The following is a 21,844-nucleotide window of genomic DNA, read 5'->3' on the forward strand; positions in this document are numbered from 1 at the left end:
GATTAGAGAATTCAAAAAGCCCTGTTAAACTGCAGTTTTGAAGGAATAATATGAATTGAAATGAAAAAATCTATTTTCTTGTTTTTTTTAGCTGTATTTGCAATGAGTTATGCATCAGTTTCTTATGCTGACTCTCCATTAACTTCAACACCTTTTTGGCAAGCCTATGAGGATGTTAAAGAAGTAAAACATGCCAAGGAAAATGGTCTGGATAAAAAAGCATTAAAGTGGATTTTAAGTGACAAAATTGGCTGTGATGTCAAATTGGCAATGATAAATTCATTTGGTTGGGAATCCGGTTATACCCAAAAATTTGAAGACGCATTGATAGAGAATCGTGAAGGGTTAACCAAAGATGTTTTCAAATACTTAAAAAGTGAAGGTGAAGACATGCCTGAAGAAACTGAACAAACAAGATTACTAACTACAGATGATCTAGTATGCTGGTCATATTTAAGGGCAATGGATAATTACAACACTCCGCAATATTCTATGAAAGGGGCTTTTATTGCATATTGGAGAGATTCAAAAAACATGGCTTCAGGAGTGGTTTGGTGTCTGGTAGTTTCACAGATGCATCTTTTTGGTGATTGGTGTCAGATTTATGAAAGTGGACAAACTTTTATCAAAAATGCCAAGTATGAAAATAACCTCTTAAAGGATGAGGCTGTGACGATTATCATGGAGTATCTTAATCTTTACGAACAAGATTGCGAATAAAAAACAAAAAAACCAGACACTTAATGTATCTGGTTTCTAGTGGCGCGGGGGAGATTTGAACTCCCGACCTCAGGGTTATGAATCCTGCGCTCTAACCAACTGAGCTACCGCGCCGGCAATTTTCAATTGGGGTGCAAATATAAATTATTTTTGGTAATTGAAATACAAATTAATTAATTCTATTTTTTGAAATGAACTAGTTGTATTCTCTATAAGATGCAAAAGATAGAATTTCAGATTTTTACAACATTTCTCAAAACCGAGAATTTCGTTATTCATTATAAGAAACCTGCATCACTGCATAAATAATGACTTTGCTCTCCACTTTTTTTAACTGAATAGATACTCCTCCATAAAGGAAAAATTCTCCCATTAAAAGTTTTTCATGACCGGGAGATTTAATCCATTTTTTAAAAACAACTTTTACCAATTCATCATAGGTAAAGCCATTTTTAATCTCATTTATTTGAATACATTCTCCACTTTGAGTATCCGAATAAGTCAGCTTATCTGAAGATTTGATTTCGCCGGCATGCACATTACTCGCCTTTGATAAACGCTCACTCTTAAAGAGTTTTGGCATATTTCTATCCATTCGCTCTCTGTTCACTAAATTGAAAATCAAGCTATCCGCTAATTCTTCGTTGAAATTATCAACACTTACTGAATCTTTATGGGATTGAGAAAACACATTGAATTGCAATCCAATAAGCAACAATAGCAGAAGATATGATTTAGTTTTAAACATGAAATAAGTGTTGCAATTTACGTGCCTTTACGATTTAAACGTCAAAATTGTACAAAAGAACCCTATTTTAGCAAAAAATTATTGAAATGAGTGTACTAAGTACTTTACAAGAAAGAAGCGGAAATTGCTGCGAATTGTGCAATTCAACAGAAAACCTAAATGTTTATATCGTTCCGCCTAAAATTGATGAAACGGTAGACAATTGTGCTTATATCTGTGAAGTATGTCAATCTCAAATTGAAAATCCTGATAATGCAGATTCTAATCATTGGAGATGTTTAAATGACTCCATGTGGAATGAGAATGCAGCTGTTAAGGTACTTGCGTATCGCATGTTGTTCAATTTAAAAAGTGAGGGATGGCCGCAAGATTTACTTGATATGATGTACATGGAAGATGAGGATTTAAAGTGGGCAAAAGAAACATTACTTGCTGAAGGAGAAACAGCTGTTATTCATAAAGACAGTAATGGAGTTACCCTGGCTGCAGGAGACTCGGTTGTTTTGATTAAAGATTTAGATGTTAAAGGTGCTGGATTTACAGCAAAAAGAGGAACTGCAGTGAGAAACATCAATTTAGTACAGGATAATGCTGAACATATTGAAGGTAGAGTAAATGGTCAGCAGATTGTAATTCTTACCAAATACGTTAAGAAGTCTTAGGTTTTCTTGGATATTTTAAATCCAACATCACTATAAAAGCCGTGAATCCCCAAACCGGAACTGTGGCTTTGTCTGTATCCAGATAGTTGTTCAATATTCCATGTGAGAAATAGGTAACTAAACCTAAAAAAACGCACATTAAAAGCACCTTCATATCTCCATCTGGCATTCGAATGTACAAGGCTATTGCGGTATAACAGATGTAGATAACCAATAAAATCATTAACAGCATTCCGGGTAATCCTTGTTCTGACAAAGGCCCTAAATACTCTGAATGCGCATTCCCTCTATCTCCTGAATTTGTAGAGATTATTGACATTCCTGAAGACAATTGAAAAGGAGCATAAACCATGGCATAAGTTCCGGGTCCCCATCCCAATACCGGTCTTTCTTGCCACATTCTAATTGCACTTCCCCAACGATTTAGACGTTCCAAATTTGAAGCATCTGTTGTCACATTGGCCATAGATTCCAGACGCTCATTCATATCTTCTGTAGCATGTTCTGATCTATTTTTTTCTAAAGCATGATTAATTGATGTCCAGTTTGCTGCTATATAAATGATGACACCTACCCCAAGCATTGCCAGGTACTTGAAATTTACTTTAAACTTTATCAGCATGTAAACAATCAATGCTCCAAATAAAGACATCCATGCTGCCCTTGTGTATGACATGATGATCGCAAACCCAAATAAGAGGATTAAAAAGATCATCAACAATCTAATTAAAGGTTGATCTTTCTTGATGTAAAATATCCCAAAAAACAAAGGATAAACCAGGGCTAAGATGGCTCCATATGAAGTATGATCTTTAAAAAATGGCCACATTACCCAGTGCCCAGTTTCTTCATCAAATCCATTAGCAGCATGGTTGACCAAGGTATACATAGCAACTACTGACATGGATGCAATGAACAATCCAATAAACCATTCAATACGCTTCTCTTGCTTGAAGAAGTAGTATCCGTAAAAATAGATTGGAACAATGAACCACAACTTAGTTAAAAAGAATTTTAACGACACCAGAGGCATCTCACTGGTAATAGTGGTCAACAAAATCCAACATAGCTGAATGATAAAAATGATGGTAATTGGGTGTTTCAAAAAGGCCGTTTCAAATTGATTTTTTCTTACCTGATTAAAACCAATTAACAATAACATCCCAAATAATAAGGGTTCTGTAGGTACAAATAAACCAATATCTCCTCCAACAAACTCTTCAATATTGACAGATAATGGGGTAAATAAAACAATGAAATAAAATAGCTTATCAAAATGGTACAAGGCTGTATACACCAAAAGTAGTGCAATAGGCACAGCATTCAACACGTACTCTCCTTTATAGGTTAGATACATATTGGCTAACATAAAAACTGTCGCCAAAAGGTAAATACTGTATTTGTTCAATGATTTTACCAAAGCTGTATGGCTTTATTGAACCTTTGCTTTGATCTGCTTAATACGCTCAATAGCCAACAATCCAAAAACGGCGAAAAGAAAAGCAGAAATAGTTGAAAAGACTACAATCACAGCTCTTTTAGGCTTCGCTTTTTTATCCGGTACCTCAGCCATTGAATGACGTATTGTTTGCTGAATATTAGTGTTGGCATACTGTGTTGCCTGGTCATTTACATCTAAAATATTAGAATATCTCAAACTAAAAAACTCAGATAAATTTGAATACAAATCATAGTCTGCTCCATACTTTTTTGATGCAGCTTTCTCTTTCATCAACTCAGCTACTAAAGCCTTGTCTCCTGATCTTTTTGCCTCTAAAATATCCGCATTTAAATTAGCTCTCGCATCAATTCCAACAACACCAGAATCACTTAAAGCCTTCAATCTGTCTGAATAATCACCCATCTCTGTTTTTATCAACTCAACTTCATGTTGAACAGCCCACATAGGACCAACAGAACGCTCTCTGATCATTCGGTTCATAACAGTATCCACTAACCTAACAATGTCATTTGCCATATCAGCTGCTACTTCAGGTTCCTTGTCAAATACATCAATTGTAATTGAGTTATATCTTGTTCTGTTGAATTGTACATTATTTTCATAAGCTTTCTGAAACTTAGCTCTTGATTGACTCGCTCCGGAATCAATGTCATAATGCTCGTACAACTTATATTTAATAGTTAAGCTATCTCTAATTTCAGGTGAGATCAATACTTGCAATAATCTCTCAGCATCTGCTTCATCTCCAAATTCAACCACTGAATTTCTGGCAGTACCTTGAAAATCTACTGAATTTGATCTGGTAGGAAAGACAGTTGCTGTTGCCTTGTAATAAGGTGTCATCATCAAGGAAACCGTTACTGACAATACGATTGCGGCAACAGTGATAATGATAATGGGTTTGCGTTTTTTCCAAAGAAACGTCAATAGTTCTTCAGAATTAAAATTAGGCTCTTTGCTCATGGTTTTGTAATTATCGCACAAATGTAATTAATTCAGTCAGGACTTCAATCCTGAAAGCAATTAGGCTAACGCTTAATTTTCAATTTTCGTATTTTGCATCACTATTTTGTCAAGATGAAAAGATTATTAGGATTTGGTATAGTTGCTACTACCGCTATTACAATCACCATTTTAACTCAATCTGAAAACAGTTTTGAGTCTTTGAATACTAAAAATTCAACCCAAAAACGCATTCCTATTCCTACCCAGGTCAATGAAAAAATGGCCAATGAAAAAGAGTATGAAGAACAGAAAGAGCAATATTGGGATATTATCCATGGTGGAGCAGAAACAAACTGGAGAGCCATCAATGAAGAAATTTTCAGACAAAAAATTCAAGCGAGAATTGAAAGAAAAGGATTAAAAGCAGTAAGTAGTTACGCCAATGGATCTCTTGCAGGAGAATGGTTTGAGAGAGGATCAACCAATCAAGCAGGAAATGTGCGCATAACCACTTTTGACGAGCAAACAAATGCCATCTATGCAATAGGTGATGGTGGTATTTTATTCAAAGGAGATATCAACGGTGGAGCTTGGGAATCCTTGAATGATCATTATTTGTTGGGAACAGATGTGCTTGAATGTATTAGGTTGCAAGATGGTACCTTAAGGATTTTAGCAGCTATTGGAAATGGTGTTTATTATTCTGATGACGAAGGTTCAACTTGGACAGCTGCAACAGGATTTATTGGGAGTACTTGGGATGGATCTTCAATTGACTTAATTGAATTAAATGATGCTGATAGTACAATCGTATTCCTGTACACTTACAAATCAGTTGCCGGAAACAATCAAAATAAATTGGCTTATTCAAAGGATCATGGGCAGTCATTTATAATAGAACATATTTTCAACTCTAGTAGTCCAAACTTTGCTTCAATGGCAAGTATTTATAACTCAAATACCGCTTATATCTTGGATAATGATGATGATGTTTGGGTTTTTCAGGATGACAGCTTATTTCAAATTGCAGATGCTTTAGCTTTGCAAGGGGGAGCACAATGTCAACTAGAAATTACTACTTCTGTTACAGATACAATCATGTATGTTTTAATGGATCAACATATCCTTTATAAATCAAATGATGGTGGATTTTCCTTTAATCAATTGGCAGACCTTCCGGTTCCGTCGTGGGAAGTTGGAATTGGAACCAGTATTGATAATCCGGATGCTGTTTACTTTGGTGAAGTTGAACTTTACAGATCAATAAATGGAGGAAATAACTTTAATAAAGTAAATGATTGGTGGGAGTATTATGGAGATCCGGTGAATTACATTCATGCAGATATTATGCATATTCAATCGTACAAAACAAGTACTGGAACAGAGTTTACTTTGATTCCTAATCACGGAGGATTGAGTATTTCTTATGACAATCTCTCTACTACTGAAAACATAGGAATGGTAGACTTGAATGTAGGACAGTTTTATGATGTTGCAACCAGTCCGGTTAACAGTGCATTTATTTTAGGCGGAACTCAAGATCAAGGATTTCAAAGAACAGGTTTAGCATCAATTCCTGGAAAAGTTCAATTTGAGCAAATCATTTCAGGAGATTACGGTCAACAGCAATTTTCAAACAATGGTCAAGCTATCTGGACCCAATATCCCGGAGCTGATTTCTCTTATTATGGAAATGCCATTTTAGATAATGGAGCAGATTATTGGTATCAGGTTGATGGATCTGATTTACCTAATGCCGGTTGGATTGTGCCCACTGCTTCGGCTCCAAATGCTTCAGATGACTACATTTTAGTAGGTGGAGGAAACATAAACGGAGGTTCTGGATCATACTTGATTAAACTTCAAAATATCGGTTCTACTGCAGTTCCAACTCAATACAATTTTGATTTTATTGCTGCTTCAGGTCAACCCGGCAAACCTATTTCAGCAGTGGAAACGACACCTTTAAATCCATCTCAGTGGTATGTTTCCACTGAAAATGGAAAATTCTTCCATTCAGAGGATGCCGGTTCAAGTTGGACACAAACTACAGAAGCTGGTGGACCGGGAAATGATTGGATTTACAGTTCAGATATTTATGCATCCAGATTAACTCATGGATTGGTGTTTTTAGGAGGGACCAACTATTTTTCATCATGTGTTTACATGTCTATAGACAGTGGGCAAACTTTTGTCCCATTGAACAATGGTGACTTACCAAATGCAACTTGCTATGAGCTGTGCATGGATCCTGAAGAGAACTTTTTATTTGCAGCAACAGATGCCGGGCCGTATGTATATGATATGAATCAAGAAGAATGGTTTGATTTAAGTGGTGATGTAGCTCCTATTCAATATTACATTAGCTGTGAATACATTGCTTCGCAAGACATTGTGAGATTTGCTACCTGGGGACGTGGTATTTGGGATTTTTACATGGCAGATGTAACAGGAACGGAGGAGATGGCTACTTATGACATCAATAAAATTTATCCGAATCCAAATAACGGTCAATTCAATATCAATTCAGAAAATGGTGCATTGCTAAAAGTATTTGACCTCAACGGTAAGCAGCTTGCAAACCTAGCTTTGCTCCCAGGAATTAATCCAATTAACTTAAGTCACCTTTCAAGTGGCACCTATGTTTTGGTGAGCATGGATCAAAATGGAATCATGAGAAAAGACAAACTTGTTATTAGAAAATAAGTATCTTAACTCTTGTGAAACCCAAAGCTTTACTCATACTCATCTTTACTTATGTAGGATTTGCCTATGGGCAAATGAAATTTGATAAGTGCCTAAAAAAACTTGGATTAACTAAAGAATCTGTAGTTTACACAGATGAGAACGTGATATTATTTCCAAGAGGTTTTGTCTATAATCTAAGTGATAAGGACTCACTTACATATTTAGGTTGTCTTTCTTCTGATCAAGAAGATTTTGAAAATGCCATTGAGAATACATCTCACAAACAAAATATTGGCAGAAAAATTATTCGTCAGGGTTATGGAGTAAATGACACCATTGCTGTCGAATCCTGGGAACAAAAAGTAAAGCACTTTAAGTATGCCGATAAGAGCATATCCTTCATGATAGAGAAAGATGTGAAATTTGTTTTGGTTTATTACTGGTCAAAAGATGTTTTAGATAGGAGCATTCTCAAGAACTACTATTTCTTTATAAAATATGCTGAAGAACATCTTGATTTAAAGATCAAGGTTTTACCTGTTTGCACAGACCCTGTTGTCAATTCATAAATATTCTTAATTCTCTAGACTATTAAAGGCAATTTGTAATACATTACATGTGGCGGGTTTATATTTACGACAACCAAAAACCCAAATCATGAAAACCCAATTTATTTTCTTGTTAAGTGTTTTGCTTTTAGCCACCGCCTGTGCAGATAAAGAAAAAAGAGAAATTCAAACTTACGACGAAGCAACAGGGCAACACGAAATTTTAACAAAAAAAGGTATTGACAGTGTACTTAATTCATTGGATGAAATTACCTATGCTGATTTGGATGATGACTATCTAAATTTTTCAGATCCCGATAGAAAATTTGAAAAGCAACTCCGCAACAAGAAATACAAAGTCATCAGAGGAAGAGATGTTTACAAAATCATAGTGGGAAAATATCGCATCAATGATTTTATCGCTCCTGACAAATACAAAATTGGTAATAGAGATAATCTAGACGCGAATACTAAAATATACTGGTTGTATGACAAAGATGTATTGTACATGCTTTTAGAGTTTATAGAAAAACTGGAAGAAAAAGGCTATGATAAATATGGATTTGAAGTAAGAGAAAGTCATAGACATCCATTGTGTAACAAAGTGCGTGGTGGAGCAAGTAAAAGTCAACACATTAATGGCAAAGCGATAGACCTGGTGATAAGAGACATAGACAAAAGTGGTCATTGGGATCAGGAAGATAAAGCCATTTGTTTAGATATTTTGGAACCACTTATCGGTTCAAGAGGAGGGATTGGAAAATATCCGGGAACACAAACTATTCATATTGATTCAAGAGGCTATGCTGCCAGATGGGATTCGTATTAACTTTTGAAAAATAGGCTTAGTACAGTAATATCGTCCAACTGAGGGTTATCCCCCTTCCATTCTGCAAATGCATTTTCAATTGTTTTAGAAGATGGATTATCAACTTTGGCTAATATTTCAACGAATCTGGTTTTGCCCAACTTTTCGTTGTGCTCTCCTCCAAATTGATCTTCAAAACCATCTGAACTCATAAATATTGCTTCCACTCCTTCTAAACTTATCTTTTCTTCATTAAAATGAGGAAGTCTAGATCGCTTTTTCACATATCCACCTATTGATCTGAAAACACTTTTTAGCTCAACTATTTCTCCCTTTTTAACATACAGACTTTGGTTAGCACTGCTAAAAGTGAGTTCATTTTTTATATGGTCAATTCTTACAATTGACATATCCATCCCGTCATCAGAAGCATGTTCGTTGTGTTGTTTCAAGAATTGAATTACGCCTTCATCCATTTTCTCCAGCACTTTTGAAAGTTGAGATTCTTTTTGTTCAACTATAATATCTTTTAAAAGATTGAATCCAATCAAACTCATAAAAGCGCCGGGCACTCCATGTCCGGTACAATCAGACAAAACCAAATAAGAAATATTATTCTCATGATAAAACCAATAAAAATCTCCACTTACAATGTCTTTTGGTAAATAGAATTTGGAGAAACCAGGTAAATGTTCTTTAATGTTATTGTCATTCGGTAGAATAGAGTTTTGAATATGTTTGGCATACCTAATTGAGTCTATTATTTTATTTCGGTGCTTTTCAACTTCCTGTTTTTGAATTTCAATGATTTGTTTTTGCTTTTGAGAATCTTTAAATCGCTTAATCATTAAGGCTAAAAACAGTATCAATCCAAATGACCCAACACTAAAAAAGATGATAATATTTCGTTTGTTCTGCGCTTCTTGCTCTGCTAATAATCTTTGTTGATTTTCAATTTCTTTTGCTCTTTTCTGCTCCATGTTGATTTGTGCATTTGCATACCCAACTCCGGCATCTCTAAGACTTGAAATTTCTTCTTTATGAGCCTTTTCTTTCTTTTCAATGTAGTTATTATAGGTTTCTGAAGCCTTTTTGTATAATCCAAGATTTAAATAAGCATCAGCAGCCATTTTATCAAACATCAGATCGTAGTATGAATGGATATTCAAAGAATCTATGCTTCTGATATACTCGATTAGGTCAACACTTTTTTGATCCATTCCCAGTTTTTGATAAGTCAACAAGGCATAAGGCTGATTGGTAATAGTAGTTAATTGACCATCCGGCAATTGGAATTTTTGAGCACCTTCAATTGGCTTTAAACCGTTTGAATGCTTTATCATTTCATCTAAATAAAATAAGGCACTATCTCTTTCTTCAAGAGCACTATAATTTAAAACGACCTGTTCTAAAAATCTTGCTTTGTAATTCGGATTCTCTGAAAACACCTCATTAGCACAATGTTTTGTAAGGATTAAAGCTTCTTCTCTTTTACCCGAACGAGCCAGTGAAAAACTGTAAATGATTGCTGCTTCGCCAAAAACTGAATTATCTCCTTCGGGGGCATTTTCATAAACTATTTTATTGTAAAAAACTGCCGAATCCTGATAATTTCTGAATTCCTCTTGTTGTCCAATATTGGTGTAAAACCAGCCCGCAAACTTATATGATTGGATCAGAAGGCTGGAATCACTACTTTCTTCACCATTTCCAATTCTGTTTTTACAAGTTTCTATAACCAGGTCATATAGGCCGTTTTCATAATACAAGTTACTTAAGGCCATGTAAACCACATCCTTTTTCTTGTAATCTCCAATTTGCGTTGCTATATCCAGACACTCTAAATAAACCATGTTAGCACCACCCACATTTTGTCTTACAGATTGAAAACCTGCCAATAAATTCAGCCAGAAATATTTTGATTCCTTGTTCTTAACTTTTTTTGATTTCTCTTCGATTAATGAAGCAAAATAATCACTCTCTTCATCAGTATATCCGGCCCAATTACTTCTGCTTGTTCTAATTATTGAATCGCATTTAGCTTTTGATGTTATGGCAGGATAATCAATGAAATAAACAATAGACTCGAACTTAGAAGCGAGTGAATCTTTTTCCTGAGCCATACAGTTAAAAGCCAGGCCAAACATTGCCAATAACAGTAATGTGTACTTCATTAAATAATCATGGGAGATTGACTCATAAATTCAAGCAATCCAATTTCAAAATCTAATTACTTGAGGCTCAATAGTGAAAAAATACAAATTATTTTAGATAAATAGTGCAATGACTTGAATTAAATGATTTAGATGGCATTCAAACTGACAATTTTAGCCCTAAAATGATAAATAGTATATTTGTGTAAACCCAGAAATCTCACCAAATGGACGAAAAGAAAAGCCTTATCTCTCAATTAATAGAATTATCAAAAGTTGACGGATATGTGGATGAAATGGAATCAGGATTAATTAAAACCATGGGCAACATGATAGGATTATCAGATGATGAAATCCTGGCATTATTTGAAAAACCGGCTCCTTTTAATCCCCCAACTTCACATATTGAACGAATAATTCAATTTCATAGATTGGTTTTATTGATGAATGTTGACGGGGAAATAAGTCCAAATGAATTGCAAATGATCAAATTATCCGGAATCAAACTTGGGTTGGATGAAGATGCAATTAAAGAGGTTTTAAATCGAATGCATGATTATCCAAACAATGTTATTCCACCTGATGAATTGATTCGCATTTTCACTAAAAACATGAATTAATTTTGAAGCTAATTGCTCAACACCAAGTTCCTGAATTAGTAGATCCAATTAGAATTTACGATTACGTAAACGGGCTGTTTGATCAATTACCCAGTAGAAAAAGCGTCAAAAAGGCCATTGATAAAGGGGAAATTAAACTCAATGGAGAAAATACACAAACCGGTTGGTGGTTAAAAGGTGGAGAATTAATTGAACTAATTGATTTAGAAGTTACTCCTCCAAAACCATATCACCTTAAGCTAAGGGTACTTTTTGAAGACCAATATCTTGCTGTTATTTTTAAGCCTGCAGGTTTATTAAGCAGTGGAAATGCCTTTAAAACAGTTACTAATGCTCTTCTTTATAACCTTGAAAAATCTAATGCTTCAGATGCTTTGCCATGGCCATTAGTAGTACACCGACTTGATCAGCAAACATCAGGATTATTAATCGTTGCAAAATCAAAAACTGCCAGAATTCAACTCGGAAAAGAATTTGAATCAGGTAATATTGGTAAAACATATCACGCAGTTGTTTTAGGCAAACCAGAAGCTTCTGGATTAATAGATTCAGACATTGATGGAAAATCAGCTAAAACTGCATTTGAAACACTCAAAACTGTACCTAGTGTCAGATCTTCAAATTTAAGTTTGGTGAAACTCAATCCTCAAACAGGAAGAAAACATCAATTACGCATTCACCTTAGTGAAATGGGGCATGCAATTCTTGGAGATCCATTGTATAGTCCAAAAGAATTACAGCTAAAAAACAAAGGCCTTTTTCTGTGTGCAACGGACTTAAAATTTACACACCCAATTACACAAAATTTGATCTCAATTTCATGTGAAATTCCTAAAAAATTTGGCAAAAGAATGGAATCTGAAAAAAATCGTTGGTTGAAGTATAATTAAGACTAATTCTACATAGACATAATATCTAGTTTAATCTTGTTTAAACATACTTTTATCTAAAATTCTGAAAATATGTAATTTAAGTCACATTAAAACGTCTACATAAATGTTAAGTTTGTATAAGCAAAATGAATGATCATGGCACGTAAAAAGTCAAATGAAAAAGTAGAGAAAATAATTAATGAAATAAAAAACTCTAAGCCAAAGTTCAAATTGCAGTTGGATAGTAAAACTACTATCACTTTGAAGACGCAAGAACAGCTAAAAAAATGGATGGAATTATATCCTAAAGCACAGTTAATTTCATAATTTAATTCTTAATTAGTTTTATCCCGGTGAGCTTACGGCAGCCGGGATTTTTTTTGTCTAAAATCAGGCAGATTACAAATCAAAATAGTACTTTCGGCAAGTGGTAGAAATAGGAAAAATAAATACACTTAAGGTTGTTAAAGAGGTAGACTTTGGACTTTATCTTGATGGAGGTGAAGATGGAGAGATCTTGTTACCTAAAAGATATGTAGAAGAAGGAACAGAAGTAGATCACTTTATTGATGTATTTATTTATGTTGATTCTGAAGACAGATTAATTGCTACAACAGAAGAGCCTTTGGCTGAAGTAGACCAGTTCGCTTACTTAAAAGCAGTTCAGCTTACAAAAGTTGGTGCTTTTTTGGATTGGGGATTAATGAAAGATTTATTGGTTCCTTTCAACGAACAAAGAGAGGAAATGCGAGAAGGACAATATTATCTTGTTTATGTTTATTTGGACGAAGAGACAGATAGAATTGTAGCATCTTCAAAGGTTAATAGATACTTAAATAATGTTCCCGTAGATTACGAAGAAGGCCAGGAAGTTGATCTAATTGTGATGAACAAAACTGATTTAGGCGTAAATGTTATCATCAACAATTTGCATACAGGATTGATTTATGAGAACGAAATCTTTCAGGTATTACAACCGGGAGAGCATCTGAAAGGATTTATTAAAAAATTAAGAGAAGACGATAAGATTGATGTTGCACTTCAACCTTCGGGCTATGAGCACATCACTGGTGTGGCAGGTGATATCCTAAGAAAATTGCAAAAAGCAGGTGGATATATAGAAGCTCATGATAAATCTTCACCTGAAACCATTAAACACATGTTTGGTATTTCTAAAAAAGTCTTTAAAAAAGCAATAGGAGCATTATACAAAGACAGACTTATTTCAATTGATGAAAAAGGAATTAGGTTGAAAAACTAGTACGTTCTTACATTCTCATCAGATTCCAGGATCTTTTTCACTTCATTGAATTCAGGAACCAAAGTTCCTTCATAGTAAAGTAGTTTTATTTGAGAAGATAGTTCCTTAGCTTGTTTTATAGCTTCCATGTGGGCGCCGCTATGAGCAAACTGTTTCATACTATCAATGTCTTCCCAAACAGTAATGACGTAGAACTTTTTAATGCTTCCACCACTTAATTTTACGTCTAATACACCTTTTGAAGCTTTTGCTTGCTCCTCAATGCGTTTAGACATTCTTAAAAACCTGAAAAGTTTTGACGTTTTCTCTAACTCGAATTTGCCCAAAGAAATAATCATAGATAACTATTCACAGAAACAGGCATCACTCCCCTTCCCTCCTTTTTCAATCAGGGTACCGTTTTCATCATATTTATAAGAAACTTCCTCTTTCTTGAATTCAATGTAATAATTTGAAGGAGCATAATAACTGAAGCCACAAAGGCACTCATAAGCAGGTTTAATGATTTCCGTTCCATCTGTTTTTATCAAACCATACTTACCATACTTAAGTACAATGTATGATCTGAACTCAGGATTTCCTTTAATTCTAGGACCATCCATTATTGTACTGTAAACAGGTTGAATAATCACTTTATAGTTTTCATCCATTATTCCCCATTTGCCTTTCACTTTATAGAAATATAAATCTCCCTTTCTTTCAAATGAATCATATCTAGGACCTATTTGTTGTAGATTTCTATCCAAGAAATAAACATAATCCTCTGTCATTACAAAATTGGAATCTGTCAAAACTTTAGGAACCGACTCATACTTAAAGGCCAAGGTAGTTTGCCCATGTATGTTGATATACCCTCTTTTCAAATAGTCATTCATTGCATAAATGTGATCTTCATCTTCAATCACATAATTCAATAATTTCCATTTGAACGGTATTACAACTTTTCCTTTGTAATTAACCACTCCAAATAAACTACCAGCTTCATTTTTGCGGCATGTTAAATATCCTAAAGTGGAAAAAATAAACTCTTCTCCTTTGTGATGAGGACCAATGTATTCAAAAGGCATCAAGGTTTTCATGTCTGACCCTAAAATCCCCCAGCTCAAACTATCTTCAGTAGCAAGAAATGAGCCTTTGTGCACATCTTCTACGATATACTTTGTTTTTTGCGCTCCGGTTGAATCTAAAACAGATAAATAACTATTAGGTGTGTCATCCCATTCAAAGTTTTTATAACTGAAATTTTTAAGGATTACTTTTCCTGAATCTGTGTATAAGGTTGGATAAGCTGAATTAAAGTCATGCACTACATTCCCTTTTTTATCAATTGCTCCCCATTTGCCATCTTTCTCTACCGGTAATGGATACACAATTGGTTCTATAGAAATGATTGTATCTGTTCCCTTCTTGTATTTTGGATATCCCCATACTTTATCAAAAGTGAGTACGCCCGCTAATGTATTTTCTTCACAACAAAAAAATGAAACTTTATCTCCACTTGGAGTAAATTTTTGCGCCTTTAAAGACAGTTGTATTAATACAAATACTATGAATAATAAATACCTCATTATAAATATTATACCTTTCTTTTATCGTTTGGTTTCAAGGTAAGATTGCAAAATAATTGTCGCACTAATCTCATCTACCAATGCTTTATTTTGTCTTTGTTTCTTTTTTAACCCTGAATCAATCATGGTTTGAAAGGCCATTTTAGATGTAAACCTCTCATCTACCATGTGCACAGGTAGACCAAAAGTTGTGCCTAACTTATCCTTTAATTTTCTAACATCTTCAGAGCTGTGTGTATCTGTTCCGTCTAACTTTTTTGGTTCTCCTAAAACAATACTCTCCACTTGATTTTTACTCAAGTAATCTTTTAAAAAATCAAAAAGTTGTTTGGTATCTACCGTAGTTAAGCCTGAAGCTATGATTTGCAATTCGTCTGTTGCAGCAATTCCAGTTCTTTTTTTACCGTAGTCAAGTGCAATAATCTTAGCCATTACTCCACCTTTTTTCCAAAGAATTCTACAACTGCAATTAATCCTCCAATTCCCAGAATAAAAGCCAAAATTGGTGGCATACCTAAAGCTGTAGAAAGTGTTCCTAATACAACGGAAACACCTCCAACAGTAAGGGCATAAGGAATCTGAGTTCGAACGTGATCAATATGGTTACACCCACTGGCCAAAGAAGATAAAATGGTTGTATCAGATATCGGCGAACAATGATCTCCTAAAACTGCTCCTGCCAGCACAGCACTTACCGTATTATAAAAAATTGGCAATGCATCTGCGTCACCTAACTCACCCGAACTTATTACCCAAGCTGCAGGCAAAATTAAAGGATATACCAATGCCATTGTCGACCATGAAGACCCGGTTGAAAAGGCTACAACAGCTGCTAAAATAAACGTCAAGGCCGGAATCAACCAATAAGCAATATCAGCTGCTTTCATTACACGGTACAAAAATTCTGCTGTATGCATTTCTTCTGTTACCATGGCCAAAGCCCAGGCCAAAACCAAGATAAGTAATGCAGGAACCATTGTCTTAAATCCGGCAATAGTTGTGTCCACTGTTTTTTGTAAAGTCAAAATCTTTTGTCCAATAGTCAACATCATGGCAGCAAATAAAGATGCCAAAGAAGCCCAAAGCAATGCAACATAAGAATCGGCTTCACCAATTAAAGTTCCTAATTTTCTAGTAAAAGAATCAATAGAAGGATCAATTACATGCATATTACCCCAAATCTCACTCCAGCTTCCTACTGCAGCACTTTCATCAATAGATGAGATTGTAGACTGTAAAGAATCAAAACCTGTAATCACAAGTCCAATTAAAGTTCCGAATACTATAATAACTACCGGAATCACTGCATTAAAAGCACGATATCTAATCCCTTCTACAGGTGCAACATCTTCCAATTCTGTTAAATCTCCGGTATTTTCTTCAGGATTAATAGTCTCACCTGCTCTGGCTCTTTTTTCTGCTTTGTACATTGAACCAAAATCTCTTTTTCTGTAAACCAAGTAGAAAATGAAGAACAATGTTAAAATTGGATAAAATGAATAAGCCAAACTATTCAAGAAGATGGAGTATACACCTTCTGAAATTTGTGTCCCATCACTGTTAATGTTATCTAATCCTTTACCGATATATCCTAACTCAGCCCCAATCCAGGTAGTTACAAATGCTATAGCAGAAACCGGTGCAGCAGTAGAATCAACAATGTAAGCCAGTTTCTCTCTGGATACTTTTAATTTATCTGTAATTGGTCGCATGGTATTTCCAACTACCAACGTATTGGCATAATCATCAAAAAAGATGGCTATTCCTAAAAACCAGGTAGCCAATTGTCCATTTCGTGCATTGTTGGCGAATCGGGCAATAGAATTCACGATTCCTTGCATTCCACCATTCTTTGAAATAAGGGCTACAATACCACCAATTATTGTTGAGAACAGTATAACTGAGAGGTGTCCGGTATCGTGCATTGCACCAATTAAATAAGTTTCTATGATCTTGAAAAAACCGGTAAAAATCCCAATAAATCCTTCGGCATAAAATCCTAAAATAGCTCCACCAATAAAAATTCCGGATACCAATGAGAATACAACTTCCTTAAAAATTAGTGCCAATAAAATCGCTAACAAAGGAGGAATAATCGACATCCAAAGAGGGATCATTGAAGGCTTATTGTTTGATACAACAACTTCGTATCCCTCAATATTTATATCACCATCTTTATTGAAATAGGCTGTAAACCCAGATTCTTCAATATCAACGGTGTCTCTTTTTCCTTCATCATCAGTTCTGACATAAAAAGCCGGAAGCTCGCAAGTAGCTCTGTCTAAAGTAACATCTGTTCCTATGTCATCAAAGGCAATATCAGGAACTGTAACGTACAAGGTATCTCTTGAAAACCCGCTAAAGTTCAGGATTAAGAATGTAAATATGACAACTGCTCTTTTTAGCATTGTTCAAATTTACGTATTTGTTGTTGGATTGTTTCAAGCATTAAGACACAATACAATTAATGTCCCGCACTAAAAGCCGGCAAGAATATATTATTGATTGAATCTTTCATTTCAGGCTTCACGAAATGATTGTTAATCTCTTCTACATCTACCGGCTCATATTTATGACCGTCCCATTCATGTCTAATAGCCACCATACCAACATCCGGATCTTTATATCCGATCAACAATTCACTGTGACCATGCTCTGTAGTTCTCATTTCAATCATCCAACCTAAATATTGATTGGCTAATTTATATTCGTTATTGACGTTTTCTACAATGATAATTTGAGGAGTTGGTGCACCATACAATCCTTGACGCATTTCAACTATGAATCCTCCTTTATAATCCTGTAAAGGTTTATGATCAAAAACTCTAAAATATTCGTAAGTACAGGGCGCTAATTTACTTGTATCTGAAGTGGTACACATCTGCAATTTCTCCATGATATCAATACAAACCGGATCTAATTGAGGACGAACGGTGTCTATCAATATCACCTCTCTTACAAAAGGTTTTGGTTCTTCAAATTGAACTTTGTCAGTATTATCTTGATTTTCAGAATCTCCGCCACAAGCAACTAAAAATGCTGCTAGAAAGAAAAAGAATGTGTATTTAATCATTAAGATTTAAATTTTTTGATCTCTCCTCCAGTAGTTTTTTCTTTAAAATTAGCTTCATCACCATCATAGATGTATTTGATCACACCAGCGATAGTAACTTTAAGATCCATTTTTTCTTTTGCCCAGCAAGAAATTTCACCTCCAGAAGAAATTTTTGCAACTACTTCTTTAGCTTCTAATGCTTTAGCTGTGATAAATCCACCGGTAGCAACTTTTAAATTAACGTAATCAGCTTTACCTCTTAATTTGATATTACCATTTCCTGTTGCTGCAATTGATGCGTTCACGGTTTTGCAGTCTAACTCTGCAGAAATAATACCGTCAGTTGAACAGTTTAACTCAATTTCATTTCCAGTCAAAACATTTTCTACTTGAATCCAAGATCCTCCTTTAGCATCTATAGTAGAAAGTTCATTATACGTTACATAAATCTCCAACTCCAATTTTTTGAAAAGCGTCTTTTTGATATCCAAACTCAATTTCCCTCCTTTTACTTCCCATACAATTTGATTATCCTCTAACTCTGGCTCGTTATTAATAACCTTAATGTGGTTTTTATCTCCCTTCTTTAAAAAAAGTTTAAAATTTCCGTTTGATTCTACCGAAGTAAAGTCTGATAAATCTTCTTCTTTTTCTCCTGCGAAAGAGATGTTAATACATAAAACTAAGGCTAATAAAGTGTATAAATTTTTCATAGTGTTTAATTAGTTTGGAAATACATTTTTTGCCATTTCCATTGATAAATTGAATTCATTTGAATCAATATTCGTTCCAATATTATTTTGATTAAAATAAGACAACATGATTTCAGTTGGCATATTCCCTGTTAGATCATCTTTAGCCATTGGACATCCGCCAAAACCTTTGATTGCTCCATCAAATCTTCTACAACCTGCTTCATAGGCCGCAGAAACTTTTTCCATAACAGAATTTGGAGTACTGTGTAGATGCGCTCCTATTTCAGCATTAGGAAGCTCTTTCATCAATTCGGTAAACATTTTTGTGATGTTGTCTCTGTTAGAAACACCAATTGTGTCACCCAATGCCAAAATCTCAACTCCTAAATTTTTGTGCAATCTAGATCCCCAATAAGCTGCAATTTCAGTTTCCCAAGGATCTCCGTAAGGATTACCAAAAGCCATTGAAAGATATACAACCAGTTTTTTATTGTTCTGAACACACAATTCTTGAATGCCCTCTACTCTTGCAAAAGACTCTTCAATTGATGAGTTGGTGTTTCTTTTTTGAAAAGTTTCAGAAATTGAAAAAGGGAATCCCAGATAATCTATCTCTTCAAATTGACAAGCATCCTCGGCCCCTCTTTTATTTGCGACAATTGAAAGTAGTTTTGAATTGGTGTAAGACAGATTTAATTTTGATAAAACCTCTGCTGTGTCTCTCATTTGAGGAATAGCTTTAGGAGAAACAAAACTTCCAAAATCTATCGTATCAAAACCGGTTTTAAGCAATTGATTGATATACCCGGCTTTCACATCAGTGGGTATAAAATCGTGCAATCCTTGCATTGCATCTCTAGGACATTCAATCAATTTTAACATTATCGATTTCGGTTGATAATTGCTTTATTAATCTTTTTTACCAATTTGGGTCCTTCATAAATGAAGCCTGTATATACCTGAACTAAATCAGCTCCTGCATCCAGTTTCTCCATAGCATCATGTGCACTGTGAATTCCCCCTACTCCAATAATTGGAAAAGCTTTGTTTGACTTTTCCGCTAAATATCGAATCACATAAGTACTTCGATCTGTCAGTGGTTTACCACTCAATCCTCCTTTTCCTATTTGCTGGAGCTTGTCAGCTGAAGTTTGAAGATTATCTCTTGTTATAGTTGTATTGGTAGCAATTACACCATCAATACCACTTTTTTCAATCACTTCAATTACTTCATCTAACTGTCCATCATTTAAATCCGGAGCAATTTTAAGCAAGATAGGCTTTGGATTAGAATAAGTAGCATTTAATTGCTTTAATTCTGTCAACAAATCCTCCAAAAAGTCCTGATCCTGCAATTTCTTTACATCTCCAATATTTGGACAACTTACATTAACTACAAAATAGTCAACATATTCGTGCAGTTGCTTAAAATTAAAAATGTAATCTGCTTTTGCCTGACTGTTATCTGTGGCCGTATTCTTACCAATATTACCACCAATAGTCAACTTAGTTTTCTTGTTTTTCAATCTTCCGGCAATCACTTCGGCGCCATCATTATTGAAGCCCATTCTGTTGATTATTGCTTGATCTTTTTTAAGTCTGAACAATCTTGGTTTAGGATTTCCATTTTGTGGTTTAGGGGTAACTGTTCCTATTTCCACGAATCCAAATCCAAAATCTTCTAACTCGTCAAGTAAAAGCGCATTTTTATCAAACCCTGCGGCAATTCCTACGGGGTTTTTAAATTTTATTCCAAAGAGCTCTTTCTCAAGCGACTTATCATTTACACTGTAGATTAACCTTCTCCATGCTCCAACTCCGGGTATCTTACGACTTAATTTAATCGATTTGAAGGTAAAATGATGAACTGCTTCAGGATCAAAAAGAAATAAAATGGGTCGTAAAAAGAGTTTATACATCTAGTCGCATATCTTTCTACAAAAATAATAGTTCTCTTCACAAATTATGCATACACAATGATTTATTTTTCAACCATGTGTTAATTACGTTTAATTTCCTGAAATTCAATAATAAAAGCAATGATAGAACTAGTATCTTGCACGGTAACGCCACTTCACTTTACCACCTTTTCCTTGTGTCAAGTTTCTGATGATTGAAACGTTGAAAAAGAAGTAAGCATCTTTTTGTTTAGAGTCTCCCCTTTGTTCTCCTGGATTTGTCCAATTTGGAAATGCGCCTAAAGAAGGGTCTGCATAATCAGGCTCAGTATATCCGTTACCAGCCCAATCATAGTAAACTCCAGATACGTCATCAAGATAATCTGTAAAAGTTTTGGTATAGCTCAATTCAAAGCTCATTCTCCATACCCTATCCAAACCAAGTTTGAAACCCATTCCGAAAGGAATTCCAATATTGACCAATCCATATTTTTTTGGACCACCAGGTAAACCCTGACCTTCTGTATTTAATGGACGTAAATTGGTTCCATCTTCAGCTTGAGGGATATAAGCAAAAACAGAGATTCCACTAAACAAATACAACAAATCATTTTTGTTTCTATGTCCTTTTAGACCATATATTTTGTTTCTTCTACCGTAATGCTCGTTGTTATAAATAACTAACTCAAGATGTTGAGAAAATTCAATTAAATGCGTTTTAAAACTAAGATTTCTATTGTGTCTGAACGGCTCTGTTGTCAATTGATCTGAACCTCTTAAAACACCATATTGTAACAAAGATTTAGTTGCTACCCAAGGTCTCAGACGATATCTATAACCTAAGTGACCTGAAGGACGAGTAGTGACCCACTCAAGATCCATAAATGAATAATCGGTACCGATTTTATTTAAACCACCTAAATCCCCAAGGAAATTTGTAGCGCCAATACCAAACAACAACTCTTTACGTTGCCCCTTCCAATAATCAGAAGTGGTAAAGTTCGTATGAGTCTGAGACCATACGCCAGACACTACAGACAATGATATTAAACCAAGTAAGAGTTTCTTCATCATTTATAAATCACATACCTTCGGCAACGAAAATAAGAAATCTATGTTAAAAATAAGCAGTTAATACCTA

General features: G+C 34.8%; 22 protein-coding genes and 1 tRNA gene. 9 read left to right on the forward strand and 14 right to left on the reverse strand.

Annotated elements, in window-relative coordinates:
* Positions 1 to 60 precede the first annotated feature (60 nt).
* On the forward strand, positions 61 to 720 hold the full coding sequence (locus K6119_RS05275; RefSeq protein WP_221836140.1) for a hypothetical protein: 660 nt from the start codon (positions 61 to 63) through the stop codon (positions 718 to 720).
* Positions 721 to 760: 40 nt separating this feature from the next.
* On the opposite strand, the gene K6119_RS05280 is transcribed toward K6119_RS05275, so the two are convergent.
* Together K6119_RS05280 and K6119_RS05285 are read right to left on the reverse strand one after the other, a co-directional pair.
* A tRNA-Met gene (locus K6119_RS05280) sits at positions 761 to 834 on the reverse strand.
* A gap of 157 nt (positions 835 to 991) precedes the next feature.
* The gene (locus K6119_RS05285) at positions 992 to 1,468 is read right to left on the reverse strand and encodes a CAP domain-containing protein (RefSeq protein ID WP_221836142.1); all 477 of its coding nucleotides are present in this window, start codon (positions 1,466 to 1,468) and stop codon (positions 992 to 994) included.
* An 86-nt stretch (positions 1,469 to 1,554) separates the two neighbouring features.
* Between K6119_RS05285 and K6119_RS05290 the strand changes: the two genes are divergently transcribed.
* Positions 1,555 to 2,130 (forward strand): PhnA domain-containing protein, encoded by a 576-nt coding sequence (locus K6119_RS05290; protein ID WP_221836143.1) that lies wholly within the window; start codon positions 1,555 to 1,557, stop codon positions 2,128 to 2,130.
* Here K6119_RS05290 and K6119_RS05295 read toward each other — a convergent pair.
* Both K6119_RS05295 and K6119_RS05300 read right to left on the reverse strand, forming a co-directional pair.
* On the reverse strand, positions 2,117 to 3,538 hold the full coding sequence (locus K6119_RS05295) for an O-antigen ligase family protein (RefSeq protein ID WP_237828103.1): 1,422 nt from the start codon (positions 3,536 to 3,538) through the stop codon (positions 2,117 to 2,119). The two genes, K6119_RS05290 and K6119_RS05295, sit on opposite strands and share 14 nt — an antisense overlap.
* Positions 3,539 to 3,562: 24 nt before the next feature.
* Positions 3,563 to 4,555 (reverse strand): Wzz/FepE/Etk N-terminal domain-containing protein, encoded by a 993-nt coding sequence (locus tag K6119_RS05300; RefSeq protein WP_221836147.1) that lies wholly within the window; start codon positions 4,553 to 4,555, stop codon positions 3,563 to 3,565.
* A gap of 114 nt (positions 4,556 to 4,669) precedes the next feature.
* Between K6119_RS05300 and K6119_RS05305 the strand changes: the two genes are divergently transcribed.
* The 3 genes from K6119_RS05305 to K6119_RS05315 all read left to right on the forward strand — a co-directional run bounded on the left by K6119_RS05305 (position 4,670) and on the right by K6119_RS05315 (position 8,602).
* Positions 4,670 to 7,243 carry a T9SS type A sorting domain-containing protein gene (locus K6119_RS05305; protein ID WP_221836149.1) on the forward strand — a complete coding sequence of 858 codons (2,574 nt, stop codon included), beginning with the start codon at positions 4,670 to 4,672 and terminating at the stop codon, positions 7,241 to 7,243.
* A 14-nt stretch (positions 7,244 to 7,257) separates the two neighbouring features.
* Complete coding sequence (locus K6119_RS05310) at positions 7,258 to 7,794, forward strand: hypothetical protein (protein ID WP_221836156.1); 537 nt, start codon at positions 7,258 to 7,260, stop codon at positions 7,792 to 7,794.
* Positions 7,795 to 7,882: 88 nt separating this feature from the next.
* Positions 7,883 to 8,602, forward strand: a complete 720-nt coding sequence (locus K6119_RS05315) for a D-Ala-D-Ala carboxypeptidase family metallohydrolase (RefSeq protein ID WP_221836159.1) — start codon at positions 7,883 to 7,885, stop codon at positions 8,600 to 8,602.
* Here K6119_RS05315 and K6119_RS05320 read toward each other — a convergent pair.
* Positions 8,599 to 10,755 (reverse strand): PP2C family protein-serine/threonine phosphatase, encoded by a 2,157-nt coding sequence (locus K6119_RS05320; RefSeq protein ID WP_221836162.1) that lies wholly within the window; start codon positions 10,753 to 10,755, stop codon positions 8,599 to 8,601. The genes K6119_RS05315 and K6119_RS05320 overlap by 4 nt on opposite strands.
* Positions 10,756 to 10,961: 206 nt before the next feature.
* On the opposite strand from K6119_RS05320, the gene K6119_RS05325 reads away from it, so the two are divergent.
* From K6119_RS05325 to K6119_RS05340, 4 genes are all read left to right on the forward strand, one after another.
* On the forward strand, positions 10,962 to 11,354 hold the full coding sequence (locus K6119_RS05325; RefSeq protein ID WP_221836164.1) for a tellurite resistance TerB family protein: 393 nt from the start codon (positions 10,962 to 10,964) through the stop codon (positions 11,352 to 11,354).
* A 2-nt stretch (positions 11,355 to 11,356) separates the two neighbouring features.
* A complete protein-coding gene (locus K6119_RS05330; RefSeq protein ID WP_221836169.1) occupies positions 11,357 to 12,244 on the forward strand; it encodes an RluA family pseudouridine synthase in 888 nt (295 codons plus the stop codon).
* A 138-nt stretch (positions 12,245 to 12,382) separates the two neighbouring features.
* Complete coding sequence (locus tag K6119_RS05335; RefSeq protein ID WP_221836173.1) at positions 12,383 to 12,553, forward strand: hypothetical protein; 171 nt, start codon at positions 12,383 to 12,385, stop codon at positions 12,551 to 12,553.
* Between the two features lie 100 nt (positions 12,554 to 12,653).
* Entirely contained in the window at positions 12,654 to 13,487 is an 834-nt protein-coding gene (locus K6119_RS05340) for a CvfB family protein (protein ID WP_221836176.1), read from the forward strand.
* On the opposite strand, the gene K6119_RS05345 is transcribed toward K6119_RS05340, so the two are convergent.
* From K6119_RS05345 to K6119_RS05385, 9 genes are all read right to left on the reverse strand, one after another.
* Positions 13,484 to 13,825, reverse strand: coding sequence for a monooxygenase family protein (locus tag K6119_RS05345; RefSeq protein WP_221836187.1), 342 nt, complete (start codon positions 13,823 to 13,825; stop codon positions 13,484 to 13,486). The two genes, K6119_RS05340 and K6119_RS05345, sit on opposite strands and share 4 nt — an antisense overlap.
* A gap of 6 nt (positions 13,826 to 13,831) precedes the next feature.
* Positions 13,832 to 15,055: a WG repeat-containing protein gene (locus K6119_RS05350; protein ID WP_221836189.1), complete on the reverse strand. Its 1,224-nt coding sequence runs from the start codon at positions 15,053 to 15,055 to the stop codon at positions 13,832 to 13,834.
* 21 nt (positions 15,056 to 15,076) lie between these two features.
* Complete coding sequence (gene ruvX / locus K6119_RS05355) at positions 15,077 to 15,487, reverse strand: Holliday junction resolvase RuvX (RefSeq protein WP_221836198.1); 411 nt, start codon at positions 15,485 to 15,487, stop codon at positions 15,077 to 15,079.
* The gene (locus tag K6119_RS05360; protein ID WP_221836200.1) at positions 15,487 to 17,463 is read right to left on the reverse strand and encodes a Na+/H+ antiporter NhaC family protein; all 1,977 of its coding nucleotides are present in this window, start codon (positions 17,461 to 17,463) and stop codon (positions 15,487 to 15,489) included. Before K6119_RS05360 ends, ruvX begins: the two co-directional genes overlap by 1 nt.
* A gap of 56 nt (positions 17,464 to 17,519) precedes the next feature.
* A complete protein-coding gene (locus tag K6119_RS05365; RefSeq protein WP_221836201.1) occupies positions 17,520 to 18,128 on the reverse strand; it encodes a hypothetical protein in 609 nt (202 codons plus the stop codon).
* Positions 18,128 to 18,823, reverse strand: coding sequence for a head GIN domain-containing protein (locus K6119_RS05370; protein WP_221836204.1), 696 nt, complete (start codon positions 18,821 to 18,823; stop codon positions 18,128 to 18,130). Before K6119_RS05370 ends, K6119_RS05365 begins: the two co-directional genes overlap by 1 nt.
* Before the next feature lie 9 nt (positions 18,824 to 18,832).
* A complete protein-coding gene (locus K6119_RS05375) occupies positions 18,833 to 19,687 on the reverse strand; it encodes a hydroxymethylglutaryl-CoA lyase (RefSeq protein ID WP_221836207.1) in 855 nt (284 codons plus the stop codon).
* Positions 19,687 to 20,724 carry a quinone-dependent dihydroorotate dehydrogenase gene (locus K6119_RS05380; RefSeq protein WP_221836209.1) on the reverse strand — a complete coding sequence of 346 codons (1,038 nt, stop codon included), beginning with the start codon at positions 20,722 to 20,724 and terminating at the stop codon, positions 19,687 to 19,689. The genes K6119_RS05375 and K6119_RS05380 overlap by 1 nt, the downstream gene beginning before the upstream one ends.
* A gap of 129 nt (positions 20,725 to 20,853) precedes the next feature.
* On the reverse strand, positions 20,854 to 21,774 hold the full coding sequence (locus tag K6119_RS05385) for a hypothetical protein (protein WP_221836211.1): 921 nt from the start codon (positions 21,772 to 21,774) through the stop codon (positions 20,854 to 20,856).
* Positions 21,775 to 21,844 lie beyond the last annotated feature (70 nt).

The organism is Paracrocinitomix mangrovi (genome assembly GCF_019740355.2).
GTDB classification, from domain to species: Bacteria; Bacteroidota; Bacteroidia; order Flavobacteriales_D; family Crocinitomicaceae; genus Paracrocinitomix; species Paracrocinitomix mangrovi.